Source organism: Burkholderia sp. ZZQ-2 (assembly GCF_050768715.1).
Taxonomy (GTDB): domain Bacteria; phylum Pseudomonadota; class Gammaproteobacteria; order Burkholderiales; family Burkholderiaceae; genus Burkholderia; species Burkholderia cepacia.
The window spans coordinates 1-26,953 of record NZ_LDVA01000373.1; the positions used below are offsets into that span (position 1 = coordinate 1).

30 protein-coding genes and 2 pseudogenes are annotated in these 26,953 nt (G+C 61.9%); 20 read left to right on the plus strand and 12 right to left on the minus strand.

The window, feature by feature from the left end; translation table 11 throughout:
- The 3 genes from ABY44_RS37975 to ABY44_RS37985 all read left to right on the plus strand — a co-directional run.
- The coding region (locus ABY44_RS37975) for an ABC transporter permease subunit (RefSeq protein ID WP_431643562.1) at window positions 1-666 on the plus strand (666 nt) is incomplete at its 5' end.
- Entirely contained in the window at window positions 620-1,732 is a 1,113-nt protein-coding gene (locus ABY44_RS37980; protein ID WP_060180903.1) for an ABC transporter permease, read from the plus strand. The genes ABY44_RS37975 and ABY44_RS37980, both read left to right, overlap by 47 nt.
- Window positions 1,732-3,402, plus strand: a complete 1,671-nt coding sequence (locus tag ABY44_RS37985; protein ID WP_230948909.1) for an ABC transporter ATP-binding protein — start codon at window positions 1,732-1,734, stop codon at window positions 3,400-3,402. The genes ABY44_RS37980 and ABY44_RS37985 overlap by 1 nt, the downstream gene beginning before the upstream one ends.
- A gap of 105 nt (window positions 3,403-3,507) precedes the next feature.
- Here ABY44_RS37985 and ABY44_RS37990 read toward each other — a convergent pair whose 3' ends face one another.
- A complete protein-coding gene (locus ABY44_RS37990; RefSeq protein WP_060175123.1) occupies window positions 3,508-4,431 on the minus strand; it encodes a recombination-associated protein RdgC in 924 nt (307 codons plus the stop codon).
- Between the two features lie 374 nt (window positions 4,432-4,805).
- Between ABY44_RS37990 and ABY44_RS37995 the strand changes: the two genes are divergently transcribed.
- From ABY44_RS37995 to ABY44_RS38005, 3 genes are all read left to right on the plus strand, one after another.
- The gene (locus ABY44_RS37995) at window positions 4,806-5,207 is read left to right on the plus strand and encodes a hypothetical protein (RefSeq protein ID WP_021157904.1); all 402 of its coding nucleotides are present in this window, start codon (window positions 4,806-4,808) and stop codon (window positions 5,205-5,207) included.
- A gap of 473 nt (window positions 5,208-5,680) precedes the next feature.
- Complete coding sequence (locus tag ABY44_RS38000) at window positions 5,681-6,511, plus strand: oxidoreductase (RefSeq protein ID WP_027792457.1); 831 nt, start codon at window positions 5,681-5,683, stop codon at window positions 6,509-6,511.
- 121 nt (window positions 6,512-6,632) lie between these two features.
- Entirely contained in the window at window positions 6,633-7,607 is a 975-nt protein-coding gene (locus ABY44_RS38005) for an AraC family transcriptional regulator (protein ID WP_060175122.1), read from the plus strand.
- A 308-nt stretch (window positions 7,608-7,915) separates the two neighbouring features.
- On the opposite strand, the gene ABY44_RS38010 is transcribed toward ABY44_RS38005, so the two are convergent.
- Entirely contained in the window at window positions 7,916-8,935 is a 1,020-nt protein-coding gene (locus ABY44_RS38010; protein ID WP_060175121.1) for an AraC family transcriptional regulator, read from the minus strand.
- A gap of 15 nt (window positions 8,936-8,950) precedes the next feature.
- Window positions 8,951-9,403, minus strand: coding sequence for a GNAT family N-acetyltransferase (locus ABY44_RS38015; protein WP_048028446.1), 453 nt, complete (start codon window positions 9,401-9,403; stop codon window positions 8,951-8,953).
- Window positions 9,404-10,042: 639 nt separating this feature from the next.
- Here ABY44_RS38015 and ABY44_RS38020 point away from each other — a divergent pair.
- The 5 genes from ABY44_RS38020 to ABY44_RS38040 all read left to right on the plus strand — a co-directional run bounded on the left by ABY44_RS38020 (window position 10,043) and on the right by ABY44_RS38040 (window position 14,102).
- On the plus strand, window positions 10,043-10,912 hold the full coding sequence (locus ABY44_RS38020; RefSeq protein ID WP_060175120.1) for an ABC transporter permease: 870 nt from the start codon (window positions 10,043-10,045) through the stop codon (window positions 10,910-10,912).
- Window positions 10,899-11,750 (plus strand): ABC transporter permease, encoded by an 852-nt coding sequence (locus ABY44_RS38025; RefSeq protein ID WP_060175119.1) that lies wholly within the window; start codon window positions 10,899-10,901, stop codon window positions 11,748-11,750. The genes ABY44_RS38020 and ABY44_RS38025 overlap by 14 nt, the downstream gene beginning before the upstream one ends.
- Window positions 11,747-12,778 carry an extracellular solute-binding protein gene (locus tag ABY44_RS38030; protein WP_060175118.1) on the plus strand — a complete coding sequence of 344 codons (1,032 nt, stop codon included), beginning with the start codon at window positions 11,747-11,749 and terminating at the stop codon, window positions 12,776-12,778. The genes ABY44_RS38025 and ABY44_RS38030 overlap by 4 nt, the downstream gene beginning before the upstream one ends.
- Window positions 12,779-13,146: 368 nt before the next feature.
- Window positions 13,147-13,497: an H-NS family nucleoid-associated regulatory protein gene (locus ABY44_RS38035; RefSeq protein WP_059695810.1), complete on the plus strand. Its 351-nt coding sequence runs from the start codon at window positions 13,147-13,149 to the stop codon at window positions 13,495-13,497.
- A 95-nt stretch (window positions 13,498-13,592) separates the two neighbouring features.
- Window positions 13,593-14,102: a hypothetical protein gene (locus ABY44_RS38040; RefSeq protein ID WP_124536744.1), complete on the plus strand. Its 510-nt coding sequence runs from the start codon at window positions 13,593-13,595 to the stop codon at window positions 14,100-14,102.
- Between the two features lie 469 nt (window positions 14,103-14,571).
- On the opposite strand, the gene ABY44_RS38045 is transcribed toward ABY44_RS38040, so the two are convergent.
- The 3 genes from ABY44_RS38045 to tssM all read right to left on the minus strand — a co-directional run bounded on the left by ABY44_RS38045 (window position 14,572) and on the right by tssM (window position 17,661).
- Complete coding sequence (locus ABY44_RS38045) at window positions 14,572-14,835, minus strand: hypothetical protein (RefSeq protein WP_060175117.1); 264 nt, start codon at window positions 14,833-14,835, stop codon at window positions 14,572-14,574.
- 242 nt (window positions 14,836-15,077) lie between these two features.
- Window positions 15,078-15,596 (minus strand): Hcp family type VI secretion system effector, encoded by a 519-nt coding sequence (locus tag ABY44_RS38050; RefSeq protein ID WP_060175116.1) that lies wholly within the window; start codon window positions 15,594-15,596, stop codon window positions 15,078-15,080.
- Between the two features lie 292 nt (window positions 15,597-15,888).
- Window positions 15,889-17,661: a type VI secretion system membrane subunit TssM gene (gene tssM / locus ABY44_RS38055; RefSeq protein ID WP_431643563.1), complete on the minus strand. Its 1,773-nt coding sequence runs from the start codon at window positions 17,659-17,661 to the stop codon at window positions 15,889-15,891.
- On the opposite strand from tssM, the gene ABY44_RS38060 reads away from it, so the two are divergent.
- The 7 genes from ABY44_RS38060 to ABY44_RS38090 all read left to right on the plus strand — a co-directional run bounded on the left by ABY44_RS38060 (window position 17,660) and on the right by ABY44_RS38090 (window position 21,915).
- A complete protein-coding gene (locus ABY44_RS38060) occupies window positions 17,660-18,874 on the plus strand; it encodes an RHS repeat-associated core domain-containing protein (protein ID WP_431643564.1) in 1,215 nt (404 codons plus the stop codon). The genes tssM and ABY44_RS38060 overlap by 2 nt on opposite strands.
- Before the next feature lie 9 nt (window positions 18,875-18,883).
- Window positions 18,884-19,537, plus strand: a complete 654-nt coding sequence (locus ABY44_RS38065) for a hypothetical protein (protein WP_155637875.1) — start codon at window positions 18,884-18,886, stop codon at window positions 19,535-19,537.
- Window positions 19,538-19,563: 26 nt separating this feature from the next.
- Window positions 19,564-20,043, plus strand: coding sequence for a hypothetical protein (locus ABY44_RS38070; protein WP_155637874.1), 480 nt, complete (start codon window positions 19,564-19,566; stop codon window positions 20,041-20,043).
- 186 nt (window positions 20,044-20,229) lie between these two features.
- Entirely contained in the window at window positions 20,230-20,535 is a 306-nt protein-coding gene (locus ABY44_RS38075; RefSeq protein ID WP_060172025.1) for a hypothetical protein, read from the plus strand.
- Between the two features lie 169 nt (window positions 20,536-20,704).
- A complete protein-coding gene (locus ABY44_RS38080) occupies window positions 20,705-21,280 on the plus strand; it encodes a hypothetical protein (protein ID WP_060172022.1) in 576 nt (191 codons plus the stop codon).
- An 80-nt stretch (window positions 21,281-21,360) separates the two neighbouring features.
- Entirely contained in the window at window positions 21,361-21,621 is a 261-nt protein-coding gene (locus ABY44_RS38085; RefSeq protein WP_060172020.1) for a PAAR domain-containing protein, read from the plus strand.
- Window positions 21,622-21,777: 156 nt separating this feature from the next.
- The gene (locus ABY44_RS38090; protein WP_155637873.1) at window positions 21,778-21,915 is read left to right on the plus strand and encodes a hypothetical protein; all 138 of its coding nucleotides are present in this window, start codon (window positions 21,778-21,780) and stop codon (window positions 21,913-21,915) included.
- A gap of 134 nt (window positions 21,916-22,049) precedes the next feature.
- Here the strand turns inward: ABY44_RS38090 and ABY44_RS38095 are convergent, their stop codons facing one another.
- On the minus strand, window positions 22,050-22,241 hold the full coding sequence (locus tag ABY44_RS38095) for a JAB domain-containing protein (RefSeq protein ID WP_230948758.1): 192 nt from the start codon (window positions 22,239-22,241) through the stop codon (window positions 22,050-22,052).
- Window positions 22,242-22,275: 34 nt separating this feature from the next.
- On the opposite strand from ABY44_RS38095, the pseudogene ABY44_RS38100 reads away from it, so the two are divergent.
- Together ABY44_RS38100 and ABY44_RS38105 are read left to right on the plus strand one after the other, a co-directional pair.
- A pseudogene (locus ABY44_RS38100) lies at window positions 22,276-22,605 on the plus strand (transposase); the annotation flags it as partial.
- A gap of 15 nt (window positions 22,606-22,620) precedes the next feature.
- A pseudogene (locus ABY44_RS38105) lies at window positions 22,621-22,755 on the plus strand (SDR family oxidoreductase); the annotation flags it as partial.
- Window positions 22,756-23,168: 413 nt separating this feature from the next.
- On the opposite strand, the gene moaD reads toward ABY44_RS38105, so the two are convergent.
- The 5 genes from moaD to ABY44_RS38130 form a co-directional block, all read right to left on the minus strand.
- Window positions 23,169-23,426: a molybdopterin converting factor subunit 1 gene (moaD, locus tag ABY44_RS38110; RefSeq protein ID WP_021157913.1), complete on the minus strand. Its 258-nt coding sequence runs from the start codon at window positions 23,424-23,426 to the stop codon at window positions 23,169-23,171.
- Between the two features lie 52 nt (window positions 23,427-23,478).
- Entirely contained in the window at window positions 23,479-24,051 is a 573-nt protein-coding gene (locus ABY44_RS38115) for a molybdenum cofactor biosynthesis protein MoaE (protein WP_021157914.1), read from the minus strand.
- Between the two features lie 46 nt (window positions 24,052-24,097).
- A complete protein-coding gene (gene moaA / locus ABY44_RS38120; RefSeq protein ID WP_059695825.1) occupies window positions 24,098-25,222 on the minus strand; it encodes a GTP 3',8-cyclase MoaA in 1,125 nt (374 codons plus the stop codon).
- 199 nt (window positions 25,223-25,421) lie between these two features.
- A complete protein-coding gene (locus ABY44_RS38125; protein ID WP_060172018.1) occupies window positions 25,422-26,636 on the minus strand; it encodes a molybdopterin molybdotransferase MoeA in 1,215 nt (404 codons plus the stop codon).
- Window positions 26,636-26,953 (minus strand): formate dehydrogenase accessory sulfurtransferase FdhD (locus ABY44_RS38130; protein ID WP_431643565.1); only part of this gene is annotated, 318 nt, incomplete at its 5' end. The genes ABY44_RS38125 and ABY44_RS38130, both read right to left, overlap by 1 nt.

Consider the following 26,953-nt stretch of genomic DNA (forward strand, 5'->3'; position numbering starts at 1 on the left):
CTCACGTACCTGGTGTCGGTGCCGCTCGGCATCGCGAAGGCGGTGCGCAACGGGTCGCGGTTCGACACCGTGACGAGCGTGCTGGTGCTGGCCGGCTACGCGGTGCCGGGCTTCGTGCTCGGCGTGCTGCTGCTGATGCTGTTCGGCGGCGGCACGTTCTGGCAGGTGTTCCCGATGCGCGGGCTCACGTCCGACAACTTCGACGACCTGACGCTGATCGGAAAGGCGCTCGACTATCTGTGGCACATCGTGATGCCGGTGACGGCGTCGGTGGTCGGCAACTTCGCGATCGTCACGATCCTGACCAAGAACACGTTCCTCGATGAAATCGGCCGACAGTACGTGCTGACCGCCCGCGCGAAAGGCGTACCCGAGCGCGACGTGCTGTGGAAGCACGTGCTGCGCAACGCGGCGATCCCGCTGCTGACCGGGCTGCCGGCCGCGTTTGTCGGTGCATTCCTGAACGGCAACCTGCTGATCGAGACACTGTTCTCGCTCGACGGCATGGGGCAACTGTCATACGACTCGGTGATCCGCCGCGACTATCCGGTCGTGCTCGGCTCGCTGTTCCTGTTCACGCTCATCGGTCTTCTGACCAAACTCATCGCGGATATCTGCTATGTCCTCGTCGACCCCCGTATCCAGTTCAACAGCCTGGACCGCTGACCAGGCATGCGCGGCGTGCGCGGCCTCGCCGTCGCCGTGGCGGCGCACATGGTTGCGTTTTCGCACGCAGCCGCTCGGCTACTGGAGTTTCGTGATCTTCGTCGCGCTGTTCGCGATCAGCCTGTTCGCCGACGTGCTGTCGAACGACCGTCCGCTCGTGCTGCGGTATGACGGGCACTACGCGTTCCCGATCGTGACGGATTATCCGGAAACGCGCTTTGGCGGCGATTTTCCCGCGAAGACGAACTATCTCGACCCTGCCATTCGCGCGAACCTCGACGCGCGCGGCAACTTCGCGATCTTCCCGCCGAACCGCTATCGTTACGACACAATCGACTATTTCGCGTCGCGCCCGTATCCGGCGCCGCCGTCGTCGAGCAACTGGCTCGGCACCGACCAGTTCGGGCGCGACGTGCTCGCGCGGCTGCTGTACGGGTTCCGGCTGTCGGTGCTGATGGCGTTCGCGCTGACCGCGTCGGGCATGCTGATCGGCGTGCTCGCGGGGGCGGTGCAGGGTTTCTACGGCGGGCGCACCGACCTGATCGGCCAGCGCCTGATCGAGATCTGGAGCGCGCTGCCTGACCTGTACCTGCTGATCATCTTCGCGTCGATCTTCACGCCGTCGCTGTGGCTGCTGTTCGTGCTGCTGTCGATGTTCGGCTGGCTCGTGCTGTCCGACTACGTCCGCGCCGAATTCCTGCGCAACCGCGCGCTCGACTACGTGAAAGCGGCACGCACGATGGGGCTGTCGAACGCACAGATCATCTGGAGGCACGTGCTGCCGAACAGCCTGACGCCGGTGATCACGTTCCTGCCGTTCCGGATGAGCGCGGCGATCCTGTCGCTGACGAGCCTCGACTTCCTGGGGCTCGGCGTGCCGCCGCCGACACCGAGCCTCGGCGAGCTGCTCAAGCAAGGCAAGAACAATCTCGACGCGTGGTGGATTTCGGTATCGGCTTTCGCGGCGCTGGTCGTCACGCTGCTGCTGCTGACCTTCATCGGCGACGCGCTGCGCAACGCGCTCGATGCACGCACGCGTGGCTCGGCATTTGGCGGAGGCCGATGATGACGAACCCGTTGCTGGAAATGGATGGCTTCTCCGCCCGATTCGGCGACCGGGCGGTCGTGCGCGAGCTGAGCCTGTCGGTCGAACGCGGTGAGCGGGTCGCGCTCGTCGGTGAGTCGGGCTCGGGCAAGAGCGTGACCGCGCTGTCGATCATGCGGTTGGTGCGGCAGGCAAGCCTGTCGGGGCGCGTGCTGTTCGACGGTGAGGATCTGCTGACGAAGAGCGAGCGGCAGATGCGCGGCATCCGCGGCGCGGACATCGCGATGGTGTTCCAGGAGCCGATGACGGCGCTCAATCCGCTGTATACGATCGGCCGGCAGATCGCCGAGAGCTTGCGGCTGCATGAAGGGCTGAGGCCGGGTGCGGCGCGGACGCGCGGTATTGAGCTGCTGCGCCGCACCGGGATTCCGGAGCCGGAGCGCCGCATCGACAGCTTTCCGCACCAGTTGTCGGGCGGCCAGCGGCAGCGCGCGATGATCGCGATGGCACTCGCGTGCCGGCCACGGCTGCTGCTCGCGGACGAGCCGACCACCGCGCTCGACGTGACCGTGCGCCAGCAAATCGTCGACCTGTTGCTCGACCTGCAGGAGCAGGAGGCCGCCGCGCGCGGAATGGCCGTGCTGTTGATCACGCACGACCTGAACCTCGTGCGGCGCTTCGCGCAGCGCGTGGCGGTGATGGAGCACGGCGTGCTCGTCGAGGCAAACGAAACCGGGGCGCTGTTCGGCGCGCCGCGGCATCCCTATACGCGCCGGCTGCTCGACAGTGCGCCGCGCCGTGCGATCGAGCCGGTCGCGGCCGACGCGCGAACGATCCTTGACGTGCGTGCGCTCGCGGTCGACTACCGGACCACCGCGAAAGGCTGGCGCGCGGTATTCGGGCAGACCGCATTCCGTGCGGTGCACGACGCGCAGCTGAGCTTGCGTCGTGGCGAGACGGTCGGGATCGTCGGCGAGTCGGGTTCGGGGAAGTCGACGCTCGCGTCGGCGGTGCTCGGCTTGCAGCGGCCTGCGTCGGGCGAGATCGAGATCGACGGGCTGCCGCTTGCGGCGCTGCGCGCGAAAGCGGAGCGCCGCGCGCTATACGGGCGGCTGCAGGTGGTGTTTCAGGATCCGTTCGGTTCGCTGGCGCCGCGCATGACGATCGAGCAGATCGTCGGCGAAGGGCTCGCGCTGCATCGGCCGGAACTGGCGGGGGCCGCGCGCCGCGCGCGCGTCGCGGCGTTGCTGGAGGAAGTCGGGCTGCCGGCCGACACGATGCTGCGTTATCCGCACGAGTTCTCCGGCGGGCAGCGACAGCGGATCGCAATCGCGCGGGCGCTGGCGGTGGAGCCCGAACTGCTCGTGCTCGACGAGCCGACCAGCGCCCTCGACGTATCGATCCAGAAGCAGGTGCTGGCGTTGCTGACGAGCCTGCAGGCCCGGTATCGGCTCAGCTACCTGTTCATCACGCACGATCTGGCCGTGATGCGCGCGATGGCGCACCGCGTGATCGTGATGCAGGCGGGGCGCATCGTCGAAGAAGGCGACACGCTGCAGGTGCTCAATTCGCCGTCACACCCCTACACGCGCGCGCTGCTGGCGTCGTCGATGCTCGACGACGCTGCCGGGGCGCAGATCGTGCAAGCGTGTGCCGGATCGACGGACCGTTCGGCCCGGCTCATCACCTGAGCCATCAGCCGGACGCGCGCATGGGGCCGGCAGGCGAATCGGCAGACGAATGCGTGGCGGAGCGATTGCGGCAAAGCAGCCAGGATCCGCGACAACCGACGGCGGTCAGGCTGCTGCCTTTTGAATCGAGTCGTGCTGCTGTTCACCCCCGAGGCTTTCGACGAGATCGGCGAGCATCCGCGCCAATTCACCCGTCATCAGCGTGACGTCCGAATCGAAGCGCTCATCGTCGTTCTGCGCGGTGGGATCCGCCGCCTCCTTGATCACGTCGAGCGGCGACACGCGCTTGATCGTCAGCGACGGCGTCAGCACGAACGAGATCCGGTCGTTCCAGGTCATCGCGAGGCGCATGCATTGCTTGCCGGCCTCGATATGCCGGCGCATGTCGCTCGCTTCCAGCGCGTGGCCGACGTATCGCACCGTGGCGCCGCCTTCGCCACTCGAACGCAACTCGGCGTCCTGGTCCACGGTGAATCCGCCCGGCGCCTCGCCGGACAGCAGCCAGTCCGTCATCGCGGCAACCGGCGAATGCGCCACTTGAACGCCGGCGAGCGGCAACTGGTCGATCGATTTGACGAGCAGGCCGCGAATCTCGTCGGCGAGCGCCTGTGAAGCCGCATCGATGACGAGCCAGCCGTTCACCGTATCGATCCACACGCGAGTATCGCGGCGAATGCTGAACGCGCGCGGCAGCAGTTCGTCGGTGATCTGCTCCTTGAGTTCGCGCAGCTGCTTTCGTCCGACCTTGAAGCCCTGTTGCTCCTCGACCTCGAGCGCCCGGGCCTTGGTCACCTGATTGATGACCGACGCCGGGAGCAGCTTCTTTTCCGAACGAAACACCAGCAGCATCTGCCGGTTGTTCGAATACACAAGCGCGCCGTCGTCACGCGGCGACGCCCATCCGAAGCGCTGCATCTCGATGCTGTTGCACGGCTGAAACGCGTAGGGCGCCAGCCAGGCTTCCATCTGGTCGGGGGTAACGGCCCAGGGGGCCGGAAGACGATGAAGCTGAAGATTCTTGAACCACATGGGCGTACGGGCAAAGCGCATCATTCTATATGACGGCGACGTTTGCCGGCCAGGCGGGGCCTCGAACGTCGATACACCGGCTGAATTTACCGTCGACGCCGGACGTCGACTTCGCGCGAAAGCCCGATGCCCGACGCCCGCCATGGACCGGATCGCGCCGACAGACGCGAGCGTTGAATGCCGGCCTCGGTCGAAGCAGCGGCCCTCCGATCGTGGAGTAGTATTCCCCCCATGTCCGGGTTATTGTTCTGCCTCTCTGGTCTACGGCCAGCCCGTCCATGCGGGGGCGGCAAGCTCGTTGAAGGGTGTGGAAACTACTTCAACGATACGTGTGGCGGCGTTGGCCATGACAACGGCATCGACGGGAATGCATCATGTCAACCGAGTGGAAACATCGCGTCAGACTGTTTATCCAGCGTTTCTGGCAGCCGACCAGTGCGTGCATGACCTGCATGCCGGGGAGCTGGGGCAACATCATGAGCGTTGCCCACTGGACTATCGCATTTCATACAGGTCTGCTTACCGGACTCCTGGCTGTCCTTTTGACGTTCACGCCCGTGGCGAAACTCTATGCGCATCGATACGGCAATGCGCTGATCGTCGGCTGCCTGACGACGTTGGGCGACGCCTACTCGCACACGAGTCACTACCGCATCCCCTATCTCGAGCACATCGTGACGGGCGCAATTTCAGGTCTCCTGACGCTGGCAGCCTCCTATCTCCTCGAAGACCGCGCGCGACGCCTTCGGGCGGTATGGGCTCGGGTATTCGGATAGCTTGTCCGTTTCATCGGAGCACTCCAGGAAATCCACTGACGAATGCCCACGGCGTCGGGGCGTTCTTGGTGTCATTCAACCTGTATTTCGCTACCCGTTCACGCGATGGAACACCCCGGTCTGTCCCGGCGCGGAAATGCCGAGGTCGCCGCGCAGAAGCATCTTCCCGTCCTTGATGGTCGCCTTGCAGGCGTACGTGCGTCCGGATGAGCCGTCGTAGAGATAGCCGCCGATCCGTCTGCGAAAGACAACCGGATCGTAAGGGCCGAGGCTGGATCGCACAGTGACGGATGGTGCTGCTCCCGTTGCGAACGGCGCCATTCCTCGCGGAACAGGGGCTGCGCTGCGGATTGCTTCCCCGCCGCCGCGCTCGTCATGGCGCGAATTGCGACCAGAGTGGCGCCTTTCGTTAGTGCGTCGGCGCCGTGCGGCGAGTAACGTTCACGCCAGTCAGAACTCGGTGAGAGACCACGATGTTTGATAGAAGCAAGAAGACGGCCCTCGTGACGGGCGCCTCCTCGGGCATGGGCAAGGAAATTGCCCGGCAATTGATCCAGGACGGCTTCCAGGTCTACGTGGCTGCACGGAACCTGGACAAGATGATCGACCTCGAACGCCTCGGCGCGAGGCTGCTGCGCATGGACATTTCCCGCGACGCGGAGATCGTGGCGGCCGTCGAGACGATTCTCAAGGAAACCGGGGGCGTGGATGTGCTCGTGAACAACGCCGGGTTTGGGCTGTACGGGCCGGTGGAGGACATCGGCATCGAGGAGGCGCGATACCAGTTCGAGGTCAACGTGTTCGGCACGGCCCGTCTCACGCAGTTGCTCCTGCCCGCCATGCGCGAGAAGGGCAGCGGCACGATCGTCAACATCACGTCGATGGGCGGCAAGATCTATACGCTGCTCGGTGCGTGGTATCACGCGACGAAGCATGCCCTCGAAGGCTGGTCGGATTGCCTGCGGCTCGAACTCGCGCCGTTCGGCATCCGCGTCGTGATCGTGGAGCCCGGCCTGATCGAGACGGGGTTCGGCGACGTGGTTTCGCGCAGCCTGCTGACCCGCTCCGGCAGCGGCGCCTATGCGAAGCTGATCCAGGCTGTCGCGAAGGCGACGCAGCAAGCCTACGGCAACGGACGCGGCACCGACCCGGATGTCATCGCCAACGTCGTATCGCAGGCAGTGCGCGCGAGGAAACCGCGCACGCGATACGTCGCCGGCAAGTACGCGAAACCGATGATCCTGATCCGCGCCTGGTTGGGCGACCGCGTGTTCGACCGCATCATCATGAGCCAGATGCGCTAGGATGATCCGCGCGCCCGTCACGAGCCGGGCGCACGAGCGGCAGGGGCTTTTCCACGCAGGGGTAACGATGGGCGCAGTCATGGCAGACAGATGCAAGATACCGCGGGCATTCTGGCGCTCAATGGCGCACGCCGGCTTGGCGCCGGCCGCGGTGCTGCGTCAGGCCCGGCTACCCGCCACGCTGCACCTGAATCCGCAAGCGCTCGTGAGCACTGACCAGTACTTCGCGCTATGGAAAGCGATCGGGCAGCTGGCGCCCGAGCCCGGCCTGGGCATCGCGCTGGTGACCGGGAGCGAAGCCGCAACGCATCCCCCTTTCATCGTGGCTGCGTTCCATGCGCGAGACTATCGCGACGGCCTCGAGCGGGTCGCCCGCTTCAAGCGGCTCTGCACGCCGGAGCAGTTGCATATCGTCGAAGAGGGCGGCGAATGCATCCTTGCCTCGGCCTGGCCGTACGCCACTGAACCGGAACCCGCCGTTGCCACCGACGTCACGTTCGCGATGCTGCTCGAACTCGGCAGGCGCGGCACAGGGCAACACGTGACGCCGCGTCGCGTGGAGTTCGTTCGTACCGGCCCGAGGGACGAGGTCTACCGCGCCTATTTCGGCTGTCCGATTCGCTACGGTGCTTCGCGCAATGCGCTCGTGCTGAAATCGACCGATCTGGGCCGTCCGTTTCCCGGCCACAATCCTGAATTGCTCGACATGCTGACCCCCGCACTGACGGCGGCGCTGGGGGAAATCGACGCGCGCAGCCCGATCCGCGAGCAGGTGAAAGTCGTACTCAAGCGATGCCTCGCAAGCGGCCGGCCGGAACTGTCGGGCGTCGCGCGCGACCTCGGAATGAGCGAGCGGACGCTGCAACGGCGCATCACGGACGAAGGCACGACGTTCCGGGATCTGCTTGCCGAAGCGCGACAGGAGCTCTGGCGCCGGTTGCTTGCGGACCCGTCCGCGGGAATCGATGAGGTGTCCTGCCTGCTGGGTTACCAGGACACGAGCTCGTTCTATCGCGCGTTCCGCGACTGGGAGGGCATCACCCCGAACCGGTGGCGTGAACTGAATTCGCCTGGCGTTGCGACCGAACCGGTCTGACGCGCGGACATACTGCCCCGAACTTCCCTCCGTAGCTACGACTGGTTGACGGCTACGCAGAAGCAGGCGCCCAAAGCGCGTCATCTTGTATGACGGTGACGTGCCCCGGACGAAAGATTGCTCAGCGCGCCGAACCAGGCCAGAACGGCGGAACTATCGGCCGGGTTGGCGAGGAAGCGACAGGATTTACCCCTATTGCGCGTCGTGTCGGCGTGCACGCCGCCGTGTTCTTTTCCATACAGTCAAAAAGTTGTAAAACTTCTTCTTGCATGTGGAATCGAGGCAGGGGCGGTAATGAAATGTCGCGATCATTCAGGTGAAAATCTTGACCATCGTTTCATTGCCCGACTGAATGCGGAGGAATTCTTATACCCCAATCTGGCAGCTATCTCCTTGATTGTATATTCCTTTTCCGCAAGATATCGCGACGTCAGATCTTGTCGGACAATATCGTACAGGCCGCTAAACGATGTGCCCATTTCCTGAAGCTTCCGCTGCAAACTCCGCATTGACATTCCGAGTTTTCTGGATTGTTCCGCAATATCCTGGCACGTAGGGTCATCATACATAAGACCGAGCAGCCGCCCGATGAGGTCGGACGGAACCCAGTGCGCCAGTTCAAATTCACGCTTGGCGCACGCTTTCCTCGCGACTTCGAATTCGATCGGATGGGCGAGCGGAAGGGCAATCTCCAGCACCGATGAGCTGAATTCGAGGTAATTCTCGTCGGCCTCGAATTCGATGGGGCAGTCAAAATATTCGGCGTAAGAACTCGCGTGTGGCGGCTCGGGAAAAACAAACCCTATTCTGGAAAAATCGGGATTGTGTCCGATCAAATCGCGTATCTGTCGACGTAAGGCGGTAAATACCATATCGGTATTTACGACAAGCAGGTCGGTACGATAGGTATAGCCGCCAACTATAATTCTCGCGGTCTCGCCTATTGTGGTTATCCGGATTCTGAAATAACTGATCCCGAGCAACGGATGCTCGAAGCCCATGCGCAGCGCATCGCCCAACGTTGGGCTCACCAGCATTGCGTGGCCGCGCAGGCCGTACGACGTCACCGGGATCGCATATCCGATATGCAGTCCGATCGCGCTGTTGCCGGTCGCTTCCAGCGCATTCGCAAACAGGACCATTTCCTGTGCATGCGTCACCATTGCACCGGGTCGCTCGATGTCTGCAGGAGAAATGCCGGTGCCTTTCAGCAAGACGTCGACCGGAACACCCATGCGCTTCATCAAATCGAGCGTGATGAAGATGGTGTGCAGTGGCGCTGGACATTGCGCAGCAGTGCGGCGAATCGCGTCGGCTACCGGCTTCATTCGACTCCTTGGATTCTAGTCCACAAGCAACTTTGTAAATACGACCTGACACCCGTACTCGTCCAATTCGCCGCGCTTCCACCCAAGACGCTGGTAAAAGCCATCGGCCCGCGAGCCTGGATCGGTCACAAGGGTGACATGATTCACTCCCTTGTCTTTCAGCCATGCAAGCGCACGGGCAAGCAGCTCGCGGCCGATGCCGACACCATGGAACCGCGGTGCCACAAACAAGGCCGAGATGAACGGCGTCTCGGTGATGACCGGCAGACAGACCCCGGCGACCTCGTCGCCACATTCGCAGATCCAGCCACCGCCCTGCCTGATTTTCTCGATCAGGAGGTTGCGGTTCAGAAGATGAACCTGATGGGGATGGATTCTATTCTCGCTCACGGAGAATCGCACATCATAAAAAGCGCCGACGTCGCGCTCAGTCATCGGTCGGTATTCTAGCTGCTCAGCAGTGGCCATGTTTTTACCGTCTCTCTTCTCGTTATGTGAAATTTACGTGGCGAAACTCGGATAACTATCTCACGATTTTTGCAAATTCTCCAACGAACGTGATCGCGGGTGTCAGATAGCCGTGGTGGTCAACTGAGCACCATAACGAACATCCGTCAACAGAATTATTGTGAGTGTTATTGATCCGTTTTGAAGTGTGTCGCTTGTTGTTCGCGATGGCGCAGTTGGCGCTGCATGGAAACCGTGGTATCCACGTGTTCGCTCCGGAGGCTGGAATCAAGCGATTCTGCCGGCGACGTCGTCGCACACCCCGCGAATTATCGGTTTGGCGTCGGCGCATGACGCTATGCACCGTGACCGAACATTTAGACGAAATGTTCGGTTAGCCCCGAAAATTATGGATGGCACCCTCAGTAAGACTCGAGCGCGGAAATTTCTAAATATGCAATAATCCGCAATAAAATACATTTCCTCAAATTTATAATGGAAATGGCATACAGGGGTAACACATTGGCGTGATCGGCACACATGCCGACTATAAATGATGCCATCGATTTGGTACGCTTCTTGCCAATCGAACTGAATGATTTGAGGTAGTTGGCAGTGCGCCGAGTCCCAATACTCAATCTGCTGAAATCATGGCGGCCAATGACCAGCCCGACGGCGCTCGTCATGATCGCGGGCGTTGTCCTTCCGATGATCGTTCTGGCAGTGGTTTCGCTCAGTGCGCCGCGCGACTTCGGCGGCGTCTCGTGGGGCGACTTCACTGCCGGGGCATACGAGCGGATTCTCTTCGATCGGGACTGGGATGGGGGACGCGTCCTTCAGCAGGGTTATCTCGCCATTTTCATCAGGTCGATGACCATGGCCGTACTGACCACCGCGGGATGTCTGCTGATCGGGTTCCCGACGGCGCTGTTCATGGCGACGCGCCCCCTGAAGTGGAAGGCCACGTTGCTGATCCTGGTCACGATCCCGTTTTGGACCTGCGTCGTCGTCCAGATGTACGGATTGATCATCGTCATTGCGGACGACGGCCTCTTGAATCAGATGCTGTCCCGAGCCGGCCTCATGCATGGCCCGCTCGGATTGCTCTACACCGATCTTGCGACGCTGATCGGTCTCGTCTATGCGTTCACGCCGTTCATGGTCCTGCCGATCTTCGCTGCGCTTGATGACTTCGACTGGCGGTTGGCCGAAGCGGCCTACGATCTGGGGGCACACAAGCCGGCGGTACTGGTCCATGTCGTCGTACCGTGTTGCCGTCCGGGCATCATGGCAGGAATTGGGCTCGTCTTTGTTCCGGCGCTGGGTTCCTATACGATCCCGGGGCTGCTCGGCGGTAACCACGCTTTCATGATCGGCAATCTGATCGACTTCCAGTTTGCCGGCGGACGGGATTGGCCTTTGGGCGCCGCGATGTCGTTCGCGTTGCTCGCCGCTGTGCTTCTGGCGATGCTCGCGTCTCGACTAGGTTCGCTCTTCCAACGGCAGGAGCGCGTTCATGATTTCGCCTGAACTGCGCCGGTTTCCGCTGACCGCAACGATCGCGTGCGCGGTGCTGGTGTTCCTCTATCTGCCGATGCTGACCGTGATGGCGATGAGCTTCAACGTCGGCCCGTCGGCCCTCATATGGGACGGGTTTGGCATTCGAGGTTACGTCGAGGCTTGGTCCGATCCGACACTGGTCCGCGCCGCGAAGAATTCACTGTTGCTGGCGCTGGCGTCGACGGTGCTCTCCACCACGCTCGCGACGAGCGCGGCGGTCGCCTGGTGGTCGAGAAGTGACCGGCGTGGTTTCGATTCGGTCGGACTCGTCATTGCGCTTCCGCTCGCGATACCTGAAATCGTGCTGGCGATCGCGACCATGATGCTGTTCTCGATGTTCGAGTCAGAGCTTGGATTCGGCGCCGTTCTGTTTGCTCATGTGGTGTTCTGTGTGCCGCTGGCCTATCTGCCGATCAAGGCCAGACTCAAGACGATCGATCGCACGCTGCTCGAGGCGGCCGCGGACCTGTCGGCCACGCCATGGGCTGCATTTCGGCAAATTACCGCGCCTTTGGCTCTACCCGGCATCATCGCAGGGGCTTTGCTGTCGTTCGTCGCGTCGATGAATGATTACGTCACCAGCTACTTTCTCGCCGGCGCCGGCATGACCACATTGCCGATGTATATCTTCGGTGCATTGAAGATCGGAATCACACCCAAGGTCAGCGCCGTGTCAACCGTCGTCATCGGCCTTTCGACAATCCAACTGACGGTAGTCTGGATCATCGGTGCGCGAGGTAAAAGAAGATCCAGGGCCGAGCAGTCCGAGATACACCACGCCAATCTCCACGCAATAGGAACAGCATGAAAAAAACAATCGGAGCGATGTTGCTTCTTGCCGCTGTCACGACCCAGGCCGCCGAGCTACATATCGGAAGCTGGCCGAACATCCTGCCTGTCAATTTGCTCAAGAAGTTCCAGGCTGATACCGGCATCGAGACGACACTCGACACCTATGCGAGCGATGCAGCGCTGACCCAGAAACTGCAGGCAGGAGGAGGGGGGTACGACGTTGTGGTTGCCGGAGACTACTACGTTCCGGTGCTCGTGAAGTCCGGCCTTCTGCTCAAGCTCGACAAGCGCAAGTTGCCGAATGTCGCAAACATCAAGCCTGAGTACCGTCATCCGTCGTTCGATCCCCAGCGGGACTACGCGATGCCCTTCACGGTCGTCCTGACCGGGTTTGCATACGACAGCGCGCGTGTGCCGGGTGGACGCCTCGACGATAGCTGGAAGTCGTTCTTCGAGCCCCCCGTCGCACTTCGCGGCGAGATCGGCGATCTGGACGTCGAGGAGGAACTGTACATGGCAGCGAGCTGGTATCTGGGACAGGATGAATGCACCGAGCGCCCCGACGATGCGAAACGCGTCCTCGACGTACTGCAGAAGCAGAAACCATTCGTGAAGACCTATAGCAACGACGGAACGGTCGATCGTCTCGCGTCCAGGCAAATCATCGTTCAGCACGTCTGGAACGGTGCGGCTGCGCGAGCACAGGATCGCTTGCCGACTATCCGATTCGTGTATCCGAAAGAGGGCGTCCGGCTGTTCATGGACAGCCTGCTTGTTCCGGCAAAAGCGCGAAATGTCGACTCGGCCTACAAGTTCATCGACTGGATGATGCGACCCGAGAACATCGCGCTGGTGACGAACGCGCTACGGTACAGCAACGAGATTATCGGATCGGAGCGCTACATTGATCCTGCGCTGCATGACAATCCTGCAATCAAGACGCCGGAGCAGTATAAGGATCGACTCAAGCCTTACAAGATGTGTTCACCTGCAGCGATTCAACTGCGTAACAAGGTCTGGCTGAAGCTGAAGGGAAATCAATGAAGCGCGCTGAACGTCGATGGTGTCCCGGATGACCGGTCCGCTCTGGCAGAAGTGGAGTCGATCGTGAACGAGGCGCGCCGCGCAAGCGCGCCAGCCACTGCCTCTGCCCGAATCACCCAATGCGGTCGTCGTCCCCAACGAGGATCGAACACCAGGGCACGGAGCCGGTAATCTGTCGCCGGCCCTGCCTGTGTTCGGCGACTCGCGAGATCTCAGCGCAGGCGGTTCGCGATCCCCCTCTCGATCGCGCTTTTTTTTCATACGGGTGTGGTGCGTCTGATTCATATAATTCGCATCCCTATATTTAATGATCGCAACATCCGAGAACCAAGGTGAGTGCTTGGCGCTCTTCTCTTCGAGAATACGATATGCAAAGCTACCGTGATTTGAAAGAGCAGATTCAGGAACTTCAAAAGCAGGCTGAGCTTGCTCGCACTCAGGAATTGGCGAGTGCGGTTAAGGAAATACAAAAATTGATCGAAGAATTCGACCTGATGCCAGAGGACCTGTTCTCTGAACGCAAGCTCAAGCTGCGTCGCGGCAAGCGTCGCGGCCCGGCCACTGTAAAGTATCGTGATCCGGAGTCTGGCGCCTTATGGAGTGGGCGGGGACGAGAGCCTCGGTGGATCGCTGGCCGTGCAAGGGAACAGTTCCTGATCCACCGGTCGAATTGGATCGCGGAGCCGGCGACATCATCGGCAACCGATGCACTGAGTTGAATTGCCATGCCATCGTCCGTCGTCACGCATCATCCCGAATACGGTCGTTGGCCACTGAGTGCCGGTCCGGTTCATGCATAGGCTTATGCCCTGCCATGTCCATATCCATGTCGCTCGACCGAATTCGCGTTGCGTTGGGACGCATTCGTGCTCGGGTTTCGAGTTGCATTCCCGCGGCGAATCGCAAGCCAATCGGTCTTCAATCGTCGAGCGTTCTTGTCGAGGATCCGAGCGGGGCCGATGTGGTCCTCGCCGCTACCATTTCTGCCGTCAGAGCGGAAGCGAGTGTCTCCGAACTCGAAAGTCTCGAAGTTCGGCACGCGAGGCTGCCGACCGCGCATTTTCCGAGCACTCGCGCTCACGTAGACCTGATCGGCTCACGTGTCCGGAAAGCTCAGTTCCACGCCGCGCGCGCCCGCGCCCACGCCAACGCTGCGGTTTTGATTTTCATGGGCGGAACGGAGGATCACTTGGGTTCGCCGTTGGAAGACCTCAAGCGCCACGCGGAGCAAGCGAAACAGGCGCAAGTACTCGCAAGTGATCTCCTGGAAATTTCGCTCACATTAGAGCGCAGGGAAAAATCTCGTTCCCCGCGATGCCGATGAAGACACATTTCAAAGTCCGGCCTCTCGGAGTCAAGCGCGTAAGCGTGTTCTTTTCCGTTGCATGAAGCGACCCCGCGAAGGAAGGCCTGTGAGCTTGGCCGGGACCGACAACGGTGCTGGCAATATCCGCTGCGCCGCGATGGTCGTGTTCGCGACGATCGTGATGAAGTGGCTGCATTGATGCGCGCTGCGTTGCCGGGCGGTATGGGCAACGCGTGATTGCCGGAATGATGGACGACCGCACGTTCCCGCGTACAACACGCTTCGCTTCCCGCAAACACTGAACGACAGAATGTGCCGGCATCGATTCCGACGCCGGCACATTCTGCGTACCGGTCGAAACGCTGCCGCGGGCCGTGGTCGGCATCGCAACGGAGCCGTATCGCGATTCGATGAGGATTTCAACGTGTCACTTCACCCGTGAAAAACGCAGCGACGCGTTTCGCGTCGTGCCCGCGCGAGGCTTGTATCACGTCGCGGCCACGAACCCTGTCATACCGCTGCGCGCATTGGCGTCGGCCGCGAGGCGTCGTTCCGGTTCCGTCGCATGGGTGCGATCCCATGCAAGTACCTTGGGGGGCATCAGCCGGTGCCAAAGCGGCGGAATCATCGCGACGACGATCGTCGTCAGGTAGCCGCCGATCATCATCGGCGCATCGGCAAACGGCTTGAGATCCTGATAGGGCACTTCGCCCTGAGCATGATGATGCGAATGGCGCGTCAGGTTGAACATCGACCGTGAACTGCTCGTTCGAGCCGCAGAGAACCGAGAACATGGGCCCGCCAGCCCAACGTCGGCACGTGGAGCAGCGACACAAACCAACTTCGTGGTGGTTCTGGGGCGTCACTTCGATCGCGCCGCACAGGCGAGTGCCTTTCATACCCACTCCCTACAAGTTAGTCGCGGCATCGGATGGGTAGCCCGCCCGTACGTCAAGCAAGGCTGGCGTGCGCCAGCCTTGCCTTTAGCCAGATTTAGCCTTCCTGCGGTTTGCGCCAGTCGTCCGATGCCTCGGTGCCGGCGATGGGGTGAGTCCAGGTGATCTTGCGGTAAGCCATGGCCACCTTGACCAGTTGCGTGTACGCAGCCTTGTCCGGATCCTGCGCATGCGGCAGCACCGTGTTGATGTTGACGATGGTGGCGTCTTCGAGCTTGGTGGTGAAGAAGTGCTCCTGCTTGCCTTCGGTCGAGGTGCGGTACCACTTCACTTCCACTTCGGGGAGCATTTCACCGGAGGCCAGAGCCTGGTACAGCAGCGGCGTGGCCTTGTTCAGCGGCGAGGTGAAGATGAACGGCTTGTGCACCCGCTGGCCCGAGGGCTGGCCGCTCTGCGGGTCGGTCGGGGTAGCGATCAGGTGCTCGATTTCCTGAACCAGGATCTGGTCTTCGTGGCCTTCCTGGTAGACGTTGCCGACGGAATCGGCGGTGAAGGCGCCTTTGGTGATGTTGCCTTGGGTCTTGCCCTGGATGCTGATATAGGCGGGTGTAGGCATTGTTTTTACTCCGTTTTGTTATGGCGGGCCCCCATGGCCCGATGCGCCATCAGTGATAGCAACACCTATATCGCAATCGCTGTGCCATGCTGCCGTGTTTCATAAAATAAATATGTAAATCAATGGCTTATGTTTCGATTTGGCTTGTGCCAACTCGTTTCGAGTCGGCTAAGCAAGCCAGCGACTCCTTTCAGATAGGTCAAGATTGACTCGTCAGCTGGCAAGCTATTGAAATCAAAGAGGAAAAATCTGGGTCATTCTTGACCTGGCCGGGTCAGGAATGACCCGGCTGTCATTGCAGCAACGTGCCTGGCAGCGCGAAACCGTGGAACAAGCGCTGGGTGAACGGGTTATTGCTCTTGTCCGCGGTGATTCGGTAACGCATGCCGCCATCGCTGGCCGTAAAGCTGAGGTCGACGGTGGTAGCCGTTGCGCCATTGAGTCGTGCCTGACTCAGCAGGCGGAACAGCGACCATGAGCCCTTGTAGACCAGGCTGCTGCTGTTGCCATCGCCGTTGACGAGCGTCATGCGGCTTTCCGGGCTACCGCCAAGCGTGTTGGGCCAGATGACGCCGACAGTCTCGCTGGGCCCGTGGTTATAGGTGATAAGTTGTCCTTGGATATTCAGCACGCTGCTCCGTCGAGTGGGTGCCAGGCCAAGCGGCTCGAGGGTGAAATGCACGGCCATCGCACCGCGGCTGTTGAAGAAGGCATCGCGGATCCGATCGGCTGCCTCCAGCTGCTTTGGCACATCGGTGCGCATCAGGTAGCCCCCTCGACGCGCTGAATAGAGTGCTTCCAGGTTGTCGTCCAGGAACAGCTTCAGGTACTTGTCCTTGAAGTCCTGCAACTTGCCTTGTGGGCCGAAGAAGGCGGTGAAGTCCTCGACGGAGGCATCGGTGCGACTGTTCGGATTGAACGGATAGAAGTTGGCCAGGCGCTGGCTATAGAAGCTGAAGACCTCGGCATTCCAGCGCTTTTCGAGCTCGCGCAGCGCCTCGATCAGCAGCACGTCGGAGGACTCGTCGGCCAGCTTTTTCACCTGGCGGTTGAGGGGCTCCGGCAGGCCGGTAGCCACCCGATGCAGATTACCCAGCGGATCGGTGCCGCGCAGCGCAAAGCGGTCCAGCATCACCGTCAGCGCCGCTTTGCCCCGGTCCGGGCTGTCCTGCACCTTCACCAACATATCCTGGACGCTGCCGATGGCCTGCATCGTCTCGTCCAGATAGGAAGGCTTCTCGCCCTTGGCTTCAAGCAATGCTGTCAGCGGTGTGAATGCCTGAGCAATCTTGGCGATATCCTGGGCTTCGCCGTCGGGGCCGCTCTTTGCCGCGGTGGCAGTGCCTTCGGTCCGCGCCGCGTCCGACGCCGCCTTGGACGTCAGATCGGTGTTGTCGCGCACGGTTTCCAGAAGCCTGCGCAGGGGCGCCGCCGGGCTGTTCACGGCGCCGAGCACGTTGGCTGCGGTGCCGATATCGTCGAAATTGGCGACCTCGAGCTGGTTTAACCCGCGGCGCCAATTCTCGATGTAGTCACGGCTGTACAGCGCGCGGACACGCGCGACGAGGGCTTGCTTGTCTGCTTCCGAATAGTCGACGTTCCGCCGTTCGCCCAGCACCCATTGGTCAACGACGGCCAGCGCGGCGACATCCTGATTGCGCGGCTCGAAGTAGTTGCGATAGCCCTTGGCGGTCAGCAGCGCGTCGATGCGCGTACCGTGGTGTTCGCCACCCTCGGCTGCAGCGGTTGTGGATTGGTAGACGATGTCATAGGCCGGACCGATCTCATTACGCAGATCCAGTGGTGTCCGCAGGACGTCGCCTACCTGGCTGCGCATCGCCATGTAAATGCGCTGCGGCGAGGGAATCTGCCGCAATTGCCGCTGCACATCGGATACCCGGGCGGCATACTGCGGGAGCGACACATCGGCATACTTCAGCGCGTAATCGAGATGGCTCGACAAGGCGCGTTGCACCGGCGCCTCGCCAGGAAATGCCGCCTGCCACTCCTTTCTCATCCAGTCTTCCACGAAGGGAGCGCGGCGGTTGGCCCGGTCCTCGATCATGCGATACACCCGAAGGGCGCTGAGCCGCTACACCTGGGACCTGTTCGACCGCCTCACGCACTACGAAGACGAGCGCCTGCAGGCCGACTACAGCTACGACGCCCTCGGCCGACGGCTGACGAAGTACAGCAAGGCGCACTACGAAGAACGCAGAGAAGCAGGCCCGCACTGGAACCGCGCCGAGCGCGTCAAGCGCAACCGCGAGCTGCAATGCGGCTTTACGTTGTACGGGTGGGACGGCGACACGCTGGCGTGGGAAAGCAAGATCGCCGACGAAGATGGCTTCGGCGCGCGCACCACGCATTACGTGTACGAGCCGGGCAGCTTTGTGCCGGTGGCGCAGGCCGTGCGGCAGGACGCGATTGAACTGCCCGACCAGCCCGAGTACGGCGACTACTACCGGCAGGACGAAGACCCGCTGTGGCTGCCGCCGCCTCCGCCGCCTCCGATCAACAGCCTTGCGTGGTACCAGTGCGACCACCTGGGCACGCCGCAGGAGTTGACGGACGAGCAGAGTGAGATCGCGTGGGCGGCAGAGTACCGCGCTTGGGGCGTGGTGAAAGAGGCACTGCGCAAGGCATCGGATAGCCGAGTCGAGCGGCACAATCCGATCCGGTTCCAGGGACAGTACCATGACCGGGAGACCGGACTGCACTACAACCGGTATCGGTACTACGATCCGGAGGTGGGGCGGTTTGTTGGCAGGGATCCGATTGGGTATGCGGGTGGGATTAACGTTTACGAGTTTGGTCCGAATCCGAACGAGTATCTAGACCCGTTGGGATTGACTGCTGCGAAGCTCAAGACGAATCTTGAGCGCGCTGGTCGACCTGTGCTCCCTGGCCAGACTCCGCACCACATTGTTCAGGAAAACTGTCGGAAAGGAATGCCCAACAGCCATGTTCAGAAATCTCGCGAGATTCTTGAACGCAGTGACATCGGTATTGACTCCGCTTCAAACGGGGCAGTTTTATGGGGGGCGAGTAACACTCAAGTGGCAGCACCAGGCCACCCCGGACGGGCAGGCGCTGCAAGCAATGGCAACTATCATGCTGGTCGACATGTTCACAGTGCACTTAACGATAAACTGATTTATCAAGTGCTTAAAGGTGTTGAAAAGCGTGGAGGAAACGTAGAGAACGCACTGAAGGATTTAGGTCGACGCCTAGAGTCAGGATCTTGGAAGGCGACGTTTGATTGCTGTTGTGATTAGGATAAAGAGATGCTTTTGCAAGAGTCATTAATTAAAAATCAGCTTGAAGCTCTTCATTGTGAATTTGAGGGGCAGCCAAAACTGGATTGGTATGACGAGTATTTGAGGGTGGCCTCCACCATTGATGAATGGAGATTTTCGACCGGTGACTATTTCTCGCCTGCCCCTTACGAAGCTGAGCGAGGAGGGTTTCCTTCTCCAAAGCTTGTTAAGAGGAAATACAAAGACGTCGATGAAGCTCGATGGCTAGGTAAATATTGCGCCGGCTTTCTGGGGGGGCAGCACTTGGTTACTGTAATGCCTGGTGAGCCAAGCATTCAAGCGCTCGACGCTGATTTCTTTAATATGACCGAGGAAGGGGGAGTCACCATTCTGAGCATTTCGTGCAAGAGCATGCACCGGCTGGAAAGGCGCAGTTCCAGAGTGATCGGTCTGCGTCGATTTATCAATTTAGGAAAAGATTCTAAGCTGTACATGGGCGTTGGAGAGGGAGGCGCGTGCTTTGCGTTTCTCTACGAATATTTGTCTGATCGCCCAGTAGCTGCACGTGGGGCTTCGAATCGGACTGGTTCTGAAGCTCGTTGGGAGTTTCACTATGATGATGCTGGAGAATTAAACAAAATCACATCAGGCCCGAGCGTGATGTGGGAAAAGAACAGGTAGCGATGACGCGTTAGAGGGAGTTGGTTATGAAGGCATGGAGTGGCGTAGAGAAAGATGCGAAGCCGATCCTTGATTATGTGAAGAGGCCAATTTTCTTTGATGGGCCATATAAAGGTGTCGCTACTGGTAAAAAAGTTATTTTTGCTGCTTTGCAGGCGGCCGAGTACTCTACTGATGATTCTGGAGATCAATTTCCGGATTGGCAGGCAATTTTGGAGTCTATTACTCCTGCTTGGCCAGATATGCCGCGCAGCATCGAAAATAAAATTATGGAGGTGCTCGATCAAATTCATGGGAAAAATTACTCTGGAGTAAATGAATCTCCATTGATTCACAATATGGAGGGTGATGTTTCAAGATTACTTCACTGCTACGCCTACGGAGAGGTCCATCCGTTGTGGAGGCAGATTGAACGGATTTACCTTGGTGGTGGTATTCCGTGTGGTTGGGAAGGAAACTATCCCGATGGTGAAGTGGTGGTTTTCTCAAATCATCCCATTCCTTGACAAGAACGGAGTCAGGTTCACTTCCGCATGGAGAGCGGTAAGTCGATGCCGTGCTGATTGGCTCAGCACGGCCAAATCAAATGGGAGTGGATGTGTAAGGCTTCGCCAACATCGACCTCAACGGCTGAATCACAAAGAACGGGGCCAAACCTGCTCCCGTTCTTGGAGACCTGACAGAAGAACGCCATGGATTTTTTGAAACCACTCGTCGCCAACCTCGTGTTTGTCGCGTTGGCCTTTCTGTTCCTTCGATGGCTATATGGAAGGATATACGACCAACTTACCGAGAGCAGGCGGGTCGCCGAGAGCACCCTGACGCTGGCGCAGTATCTGCAGAAGTACCCGCGGTGCAGGACGCCACGCGGCATTCAGTGCGCCGCCTGTCATTCGATGAGTATCAGGAACTGGGGCCTCAAGGGAAGCGATGATCCGCGCCGCATCTTCATCTGCAACCACTGCAACACGAGGCTTTACCGTACCGATAATTGGTGAAAGAGGAGGGTGGTGCGGGCGTCAATGCAGTCACTCGCACTCACTCGCGATTCAAGAATAGTTGTCCCGAGAACGGGGGCAGGCCCACTTCCGGCGCGGGGAACGGTGGGCGGGGCGAATGCCGGCGAACCGTTTGCGTTGCATCGGGGCAGTGCCACGGGGGAAACCAGTGCGTACAAGAATTTTCTACCGCCTGCTTACGGCGGGGTTTGCCGCCGCGATCTCGGTCGCTTCGGCCGGGGCGGGCCTATGGGCGGCTTGGGCAACCCACCAGAGCTATACCAGCAACAAGCTGCTGTATCGCCCGTATGCGATCACGACGCAATACTTCGACGACACGAGCCGGAAGTATGGCATTTACCTGTCGAACGCGGGGCTCGGCCCGGCGATCATCAAAAGCATGACGGTCACGGTGGGCGGCAGGAGATACACCGGCCTGGGCCCCAGCATCTGGCCGCGGTTCCGTGCTGATATGGGGGTGAGCGCAACGCGCTGCTTCAGGACAGGGTGGCCTCTACAAGATAGCGTCATGAAGGCGGGTGAGGAGGTACCCCTTTTCACGGTGTCGGAGGTGACAAATCTGGCATGCCAGGCGCAGATGCTGAAACTGCTCGCCGACAACAGCATCGTTATCGAGATCAAGTACGCGTCGCTGTACGGCGACGAATTCTCGGCCTCGGGAGATATGCGCCTGAACGACGATACGGCGCGTCAATTGGTCGAGCAGTTCAAGCATTACCAGTGAGGCACTGGGCCAGCCTGGTTTCCAGTGTCGAGAGTCCATGCCGTGCCGCCTTGGCACGGCCAAATCTAATAGGAGTGGATATGCAAGACATCGTTCGCGAAGGCGATATGACAGACCACGGCGGAGTGGTCATGCAGGGCTTCGACAATACCGACCTCAATGGCCGGAAGATCGCTGGCCTGGGGCACCTGGTGAGCTGCCCGAAGTGCAAGGGCGTTTTCCCCATCGCCGAGGGCAGCCCCAACTACGACATTGGCGGCGTGCCGGTGGCGCTGCACAACATGAAGACCGCCTGCGGCGCCAGCCTGATCGCCAGTGGCTCGCAGGGCAGTGTGGGGTGAGACGTATTTTGTTAATCGGTCTCGCTTTGTCCAGAACGGGATCAAGAAAACCTCGATGCGATGATCGATGAGATGCGGGGCAGCAGAAATAAGTGTAAGAATTGATTCCGCCAGTTCTTATATCAGTTGAGCGGATGGCTTTACCGGGCGTCATTGTTGAGTCAGGTATGGCTCAAGCATCTCGATGGCTTCTGGTGCTATGCCGCTATCGTGTGGGGCTTCTTTCTGCTCGCCATGACCGAGCAGCTTCTCGAGCCGCTCAAGCAACTGCGCGACGAGCGCCGCGCCGCATGAACGTGGCGCGTCGGAGCGTGTTCTCCGTCTTCAAACGGTAGCCGGCCGGCCCGCGTCGGGCGGGTCGGATGCACGCCTGGCTCGCCAGCGCATGAGGGGTTTTCTTTGCCACGCCAATCTGGTTGCAGCGCGGATTAAAGCAGCGACGCAGCCGCGAAGGAGAAGGGCTCTCCCTTGCCGATCACGAAGTGATCCAACAGTTGGATATCGACAAGCGCGAGCACGGTTTTCAACTGCTGCGTGATCTGCTTGTCGATGGTGCTCGGCCGCGTGTGGCCCGATGGGTGGTTGTGCGCAACGGCGACCGCCACGGCATTATGTTTCAACGCTCGTTTGACAACGACACGCGTTGACCTGCTCCCCGCGTTTGTTCGGTCGGACAACGGCGCCGAATCTACCGCTGCCAAGGTCATGCGCTGGTTGCGAGACGCTGCAATCGGTCCAGCCTTCATCGCGCCTGGCAGTCCATGGCAAAACGGATTCGTCGAAGGCTTCAACGGCAAACTGCGAGCCGAATTGCTAAACCGCGAATGGTTCCGCAGTCGCGCCGAGGCCAAGGTGCTCATCGAACGCTGGCGGCAGTTCTATAACGAGCGCCGGCCCCACAGCGCTCGTCGCTACCAACCTCCGGCCACGGTTCGTCGAGCCTGGCTGGATTCCGATAATATCGAGGCGAGACTCACTGCCTGATTGGTCACAGAATTCCGCCGCAGGTCAACCATCGAAGATGTAGGCGATGTTGCTGCTTTCCTGTTGTCTGACCCGGCTGCTGGCGTGACGGGTGAGATTACCCATGTGGACGCAGGTTTCTCGACCGTTGTCCCGGGCATGGAAGACTGAGGTTTCCAGCTGCCGCGGTCCAGGTTCAAACGCGGTTTCGCGGCCACGGTCTCCACACCGGCGCATACTTCTCGGCGCCATCGCCGATCGCGGTGTGGCGGTACGAATGCGACATGCTCAACCAGCGCATCGGCTCCATGTGCCTGGACGGCCACCGGGTCAGTCGGCTCACCTACGGTACCTGTTCCCGTTCAGCAAATATCCTCGGGCTGATCGGAACAGGGATTCCCTGATCGGGATGGTCTACTACCGCTTCAAGGAGAATGTGCGCCGCGGCGATGGCGCGGGGGAATCGAGGGCCGGCAAACGAGCGGGTGGCCGGAAACCGGAATCGGAATCTGTATCGCGAAGAGCAAGCAGCCGACACGCGCCGGCCCATATCCGGCACCGGAGGGATTCCGCCCGTCGCGACGTCACCCGCCCGTCACCGGCGGGAAAAACGCGACCTCGCTGTCCTCCCGCACCACGAATTCACCCGTCACCATCTCGAGGTTGACGGCCGCGCGCACGGGCCGGTCCATCCGCAGCGCGTCCGCGCTGCGGGCGTCGCGCGCGGCCAGCGTGCTGCGCAGCGCGTCGACGGTGAGTTCGCGTGCGTCGACCTCGACGGTTTCCTCGTCGCGCTCGAGTTGTTCGCGAATGCTTGCGAAGTATTTGATCGTCAGTTTCATTGCGATGTCTTGAATGGAGTCGGCGGAATCGGAAAACGCGCGGTGGACCGGCTCAGCCCCAGCGCCGCATCGCCTGGTCGTCGTGCGCCTTCGCCTCGACCCAGCCGGATTCGCCGTCGTGCCGGATCTCCTTCTTCCAGAACGGCGCGTGGGTCTTCAGGAAGTCCATCAGGAATTCGCACGCATCGAACGCACACGCGCGATGCGCGGCGGCCACCACGACCAGCACGACAGCCTGGCCGAGCGGAATGCGCCCGACGCGATGCACGATCTTCACCGCTTCGAGCTGCCAGCGCGCGCTGGCTTCCTCGACGATGCTCCAAAGGGCCTGCTCGGTCATCGTCGGGTAGTGCTCGACCTCGAGCGCGACGACATCGTCGACATCGCCTTCGTTACGCACGACGCCGAGAAAATTCACGACCGCGCCGACATTCGGATTGCGAACGATCGGTGCAAGCTCCGCGCCTGCGTCGATCGGCGCGTACTGCACGCGCACTTCGAAGCCGGCGGTAATCGCGGGCGGCGGTTCGTGGTGCGGGTCGGCCGCATCGACGGGAGGCGGGTGGCCGCCGGCACGCAACGGATCGTCCGGCAGCCCGGCAGGGGATTCGGTGAAGGTCGTCATGACTGGTTCTCCATTTGGCGGCGCGTGCGGTGTCGCGCGGCGGCGCTCAGCCGCCGACGAGCGACATGCGCACGGTCGGATAGGTCTTGCCCGGCACGCGGGCCGGCCGCGCGGCCCGGCGCTCGGAATAGCGGTCGTCGCGGTGCGTCCAGCGATCGCGCACGGCGGCGGCGAGGTCGGCGCTCGACGCTGCTTCGTCGAGCCACGGCCGCAGGTCGGTGCCTTGCGTCGCGAACAGGCACGTATAGAGTGTGCCGTCGGCCGACACGCGGGCGCGCGAACAGGTGCCGCAGAACGGATGCGACACGCTCGCGATGAAGCCGACCTCGCCTGCACCGTCGATGTGCGCGCAACGGATCGCGGTCGCATCGTGCGCCGGTTCGCCGACGAGCACGAGCGGATAGTGCGCATCGATCAGCGCGCGCATCTGCGCGGCCGGCACGACCTTGTCGCCCGACCAGAAGCTCGCGCCGCCGACATCCATGTATTCGATGAAACGCACGGCCACGCCCGTATGCCGGAAGTGCCGCACGAGCGGCAGGATCTGGTCGTCGTTCACCCCGCGCTCGATCACCGCGTTGACCTTGACCGGCGCGAGCCCGGCCGCCTGCGCGGCCTCGATACCGGCCAGCACGCGCGACACGGGCACGTCGGCGTCGCTCATCCGGCGGAACATCGCGTCGTCGAGCGCATCGAGGCTGACGGTCACGCGCGACAGACCCGCGTCGCGCAGCGAACGCGCCTTCGCGGCCAGCAGCGAGCCGTTGGTCGTCAGCGCGATTTCGACGGGCTTGCCGTCGACGGTCGTCAGCGCGGCGAGGCGTTCGATCAGCGCTTCGAGGTTGCGGCGCAGCAGCGGCTCGCCGCCCGTGATGCGGATCTTTTCGACGCCGAGCGACGTGAACGCGCGGGCGATCTTTTCCAGTTGCGCGAACGACAGCCGTTCGGACGACGGCATGAACGCATAGTCGGCGCCGAAGCTTTCGCGCGGCATGCAGTAGCCGCAGCGGAAATTGCACTGGTCGATGACGGACAGGCGCAGGTCGCGCAGCGGGCGGCCGAGCGTGTCGGTCGGGCGGGGGAAGGCGCCGGGCGATGCGCCGCCGGAAGCTGCGGCGGCGGCCGGCGCGGCGGAAACGATGGCATTCACGATCGGTTCGTCGGCCTGCATGAAGTAAGCGAAGGGGCGGCGCCGGTCGGCCGTGCGCATGCCGAAATGGCGGCGCACGGCGCGCGACGAGCCTCCTCGTGAGGATAGTCCGCCGGGTTTTTCCGGCAGGGACACAATCGCGCCCGAATTGCAGGAATACAGTTCGCGGCGCGGGACGCGCGGCGCATGCGCGGCAGCGGGCGCGTGTCGGGCGTCGCGCTCATGAGAGCCACGGCGCGAATTCGTAATACGGTACCGCGTCGCCGTTCGCGATGCGTCGCCCGGCCGGCAGCCGGGCCAGCCCGCTCGCCTGCACGAGCGACTGCAGCGTGCCGGCGCCTTGCTGGCGCAGCGTATCGAGGACGGGCATGCCGTCGAGGCCGACCGTGCAGTGCACGCGCACGAAGCGCTCGCGCTGCGCGTCCGGTTCGAAGTCGCCGTCGATCGGCAGCGACGGCACGATCGGCAGGCGTGCGGCGCGCCCCTGCAGGCGGCGGATCAGCGGCGCGACGAACAGCGCGAACGCGGTCATCGCCGCGCCGGGGTTGCCGGGTAGCAGTACCACCGGCCGCGTGTCGAGCCGCGCGAGTGCAACCGGCTTGCCGGGCTTCATGCGCACGCCGGCGACGATGAACGATGCGCCGAGCGCGTCCAGCGTGGGGCGCAGCAGATCCTTGTCGCCGACCGACGCGCCGCCGACGCAGATCACCAGGTCGCAGCCCGCGTGCAGATCGCGCAGCGCGCGATCGACGGCGGGCGCGGTGTCGGCGGCATGCAGACTCATCGCGACCTCGGCGCCGGTGCCCGAGACCAGCGCGCCGAGCATCGGCGCATTGCTGTTGTAAATCTGTTGCGGCGCACGCGGCTGGCCGCACGCGACGAGTTCGTCGCCGGTCGTCAGGATGCCGACGCGCAGCGCTGGACGCACGTCGATACGCGCGAACCCTTGCGCGGCGGCCACGCCGACATGCATCGCGCCCATGCGCACGCCGGCCGGCACGAGCAGGTCGCCGGCGCGCACTTCCTCGCCCCGGCGGCGGATGTGCGAGCCGCTGCGCTGCGGCGCGTCGAACGCGACCCGGCCGTCCTGCTCGTGCGCATGCTCCTGCATCACGACGGTGTCCGCGCCGGGCGGAATCAGGCTGCCGGTGAAGAGGCGCGCGGCCGTGCGCGGAGCCAGCGGCGCCGGCATGTCGCCCGCATAACAGCGTTGCGCGACGTGCAGCGGCTCACCGAGTGCGAGATCCGCGTGACGCACGGCGTAGCCGTCCATCGCACTCTGGTCGGCCGGCGGCTGGTCGAGCACGGCGGTGAGCGGCGCGGCCAGCACGTGGCCTGCCGCCTCGGCGACCGGGACGGACAGGGTGGCCCCGAGCGGCGCGAACGCGCTCGCGAAATGCTGCTGAGCGGTATCGAAATCGGTCAGTGGTTTCATCAGGAGAAGTCCGGGTGTGCTTGCGCAAGCGCCGGTTGGTCGGGGTGAACGGCGTCGGGCGACACGTACTCGACGAAGCCGTCGTTGCGGCAGAAGCCGAGCAGCCGCACGCCGGCTTCGCGGGCGACGTCGATCGCGAGCGACGTCGGCGCCGAGATCGTCGCGATCATCGGGATGCCGACCCGCGCGGCCTTGCGCACCAGTTCGTAGCTCGCGCGGCTCGACAGGAACACGAAGCCGTCGTGCAGGTCGGCGCGGCGCCGCGCGAGCCGGCCGATCAGCTTGTCGAGCGCGTTGTGGCGGCCGACGTCCTCGAA

Coding starts and splice junctions, on each gene's coding strand:
- ABY44_RS38025 (WP_060175119.1), top strand. CDS start 10,899: ATGATTTCGCCTGAACTGCGCCGGTTTCCGCTGACCGCAACGATCGCG.
- moaA (WP_059695825.1), bottom strand. CDS start 25,222: ATGCAGGCCGACGAACCGATCGTGAATGCCATCGTTTCCGCCGCGCCG.
- ABY44_RS38070 (WP_155637874.1), top strand. CDS start 19,564: ATGAAGGCATGGAGTGGCGTAGAGAAAGATGCGAAGCCGATCCTTGAT.
- ABY44_RS38000 (WP_027792457.1), top strand. CDS start 5,681: ATGTTTGATAGAAGCAAGAAGACGGCCCTCGTGACGGGCGCCTCCTCG.
- ABY44_RS37980 (WP_060180903.1), top strand. CDS start 620: ATGTCCTCGTCGACCCCCGTATCCAGTTCAACAGCCTGGACCGCTGAC.
- ABY44_RS38020 (WP_060175120.1), top strand. CDS start 10,043: ATGACCAGCCCGACGGCGCTCGTCATGATCGCGGGCGTTGTCCTTCCG.
- ABY44_RS38010 (WP_060175121.1), bottom strand. CDS start 8,935: ATGAAGCCGGTAGCCGACGCGATTCGCCGCACTGCTGCGCAATGTCCA.
- ABY44_RS37990 (WP_060175123.1), bottom strand. CDS start 4,431: ATGTGGTTCAAGAATCTTCAGCTTCATCGTCTTCCGGCCCCCTGGGCC.
- tssM (WP_431643563.1), bottom strand. CDS start 17,661: ATGATCGAGGACCGGGCCAACCGCCGCGCTCCCTTCGTGGAAGACTGG.
- ABY44_RS38045 (WP_060175117.1), bottom strand. CDS start 14,835: ATGTTCAACCTGACGCGCCATTCGCATCATCATGCTCAGGGCGAAGTG.
- ABY44_RS38050 (WP_060175116.1), bottom strand. CDS start 15,596: ATGCCTACACCCGCCTATATCAGCATCCAGGGCAAGACCCAAGGCAAC.
- ABY44_RS37985 (WP_230948909.1), top strand. CDS start 1,732: ATGACGAACCCGTTGCTGGAAATGGATGGCTTCTCCGCCCGATTCGGC.
- ABY44_RS38125 (WP_060172018.1), bottom strand. CDS start 26,636: ATGAAACCACTGACCGATTTCGATACCGCTCAGCAGCATTTCGCGAGC.
- ABY44_RS38035 (WP_059695810.1), top strand. CDS start 13,147: ATGCAAAGCTACCGTGATTTGAAAGAGCAGATTCAGGAACTTCAAAAG.
- ABY44_RS38030 (WP_060175118.1), top strand. CDS start 11,747: ATGAAAAAAACAATCGGAGCGATGTTGCTTCTTGCCGCTGTCACGACC.
- ABY44_RS38005 (WP_060175122.1), top strand. CDS start 6,633: ATGGCGCACGCCGGCTTGGCGCCGGCCGCGGTGCTGCGTCAGGCCCGG.
- ABY44_RS38115 (WP_021157914.1), bottom strand. CDS start 24,051: ATGACGACCTTCACCGAATCCCCTGCCGGGCTGCCGGACGATCCGTTG.
- ABY44_RS38075 (WP_060172025.1), top strand. CDS start 20,230: ATGGATTTTTTGAAACCACTCGTCGCCAACCTCGTGTTTGTCGCGTTG.
- ABY44_RS38085 (WP_060172020.1), top strand. CDS start 21,361: ATGCAAGACATCGTTCGCGAAGGCGATATGACAGACCACGGCGGAGTG.
- ABY44_RS38015 (WP_048028446.1), bottom strand. CDS start 9,403: ATGGCCACTGCTGAGCAGCTAGAATACCGACCGATGACTGAGCGCGAC.
- ABY44_RS38060 (WP_431643564.1), top strand. CDS start 17,660: ATGCGATACACCCGAAGGGCGCTGAGCCGCTACACCTGGGACCTGTTC.
- ABY44_RS38040 (WP_124536744.1), top strand. CDS start 13,593: ATGTCCATATCCATGTCGCTCGACCGAATTCGCGTTGCGTTGGGACGC.
- moaD (WP_021157913.1), bottom strand. CDS start 23,426: ATGAAACTGACGATCAAATACTTCGCAAGCATTCGCGAACAACTCGAG.
- ABY44_RS38065 (WP_155637875.1), top strand. CDS start 18,884: ATGCTTTTGCAAGAGTCATTAATTAAAAATCAGCTTGAAGCTCTTCAT.
- ABY44_RS37995 (WP_021157904.1), top strand. CDS start 4,806: ATGTCAACCGAGTGGAAACATCGCGTCAGACTGTTTATCCAGCGTTTC.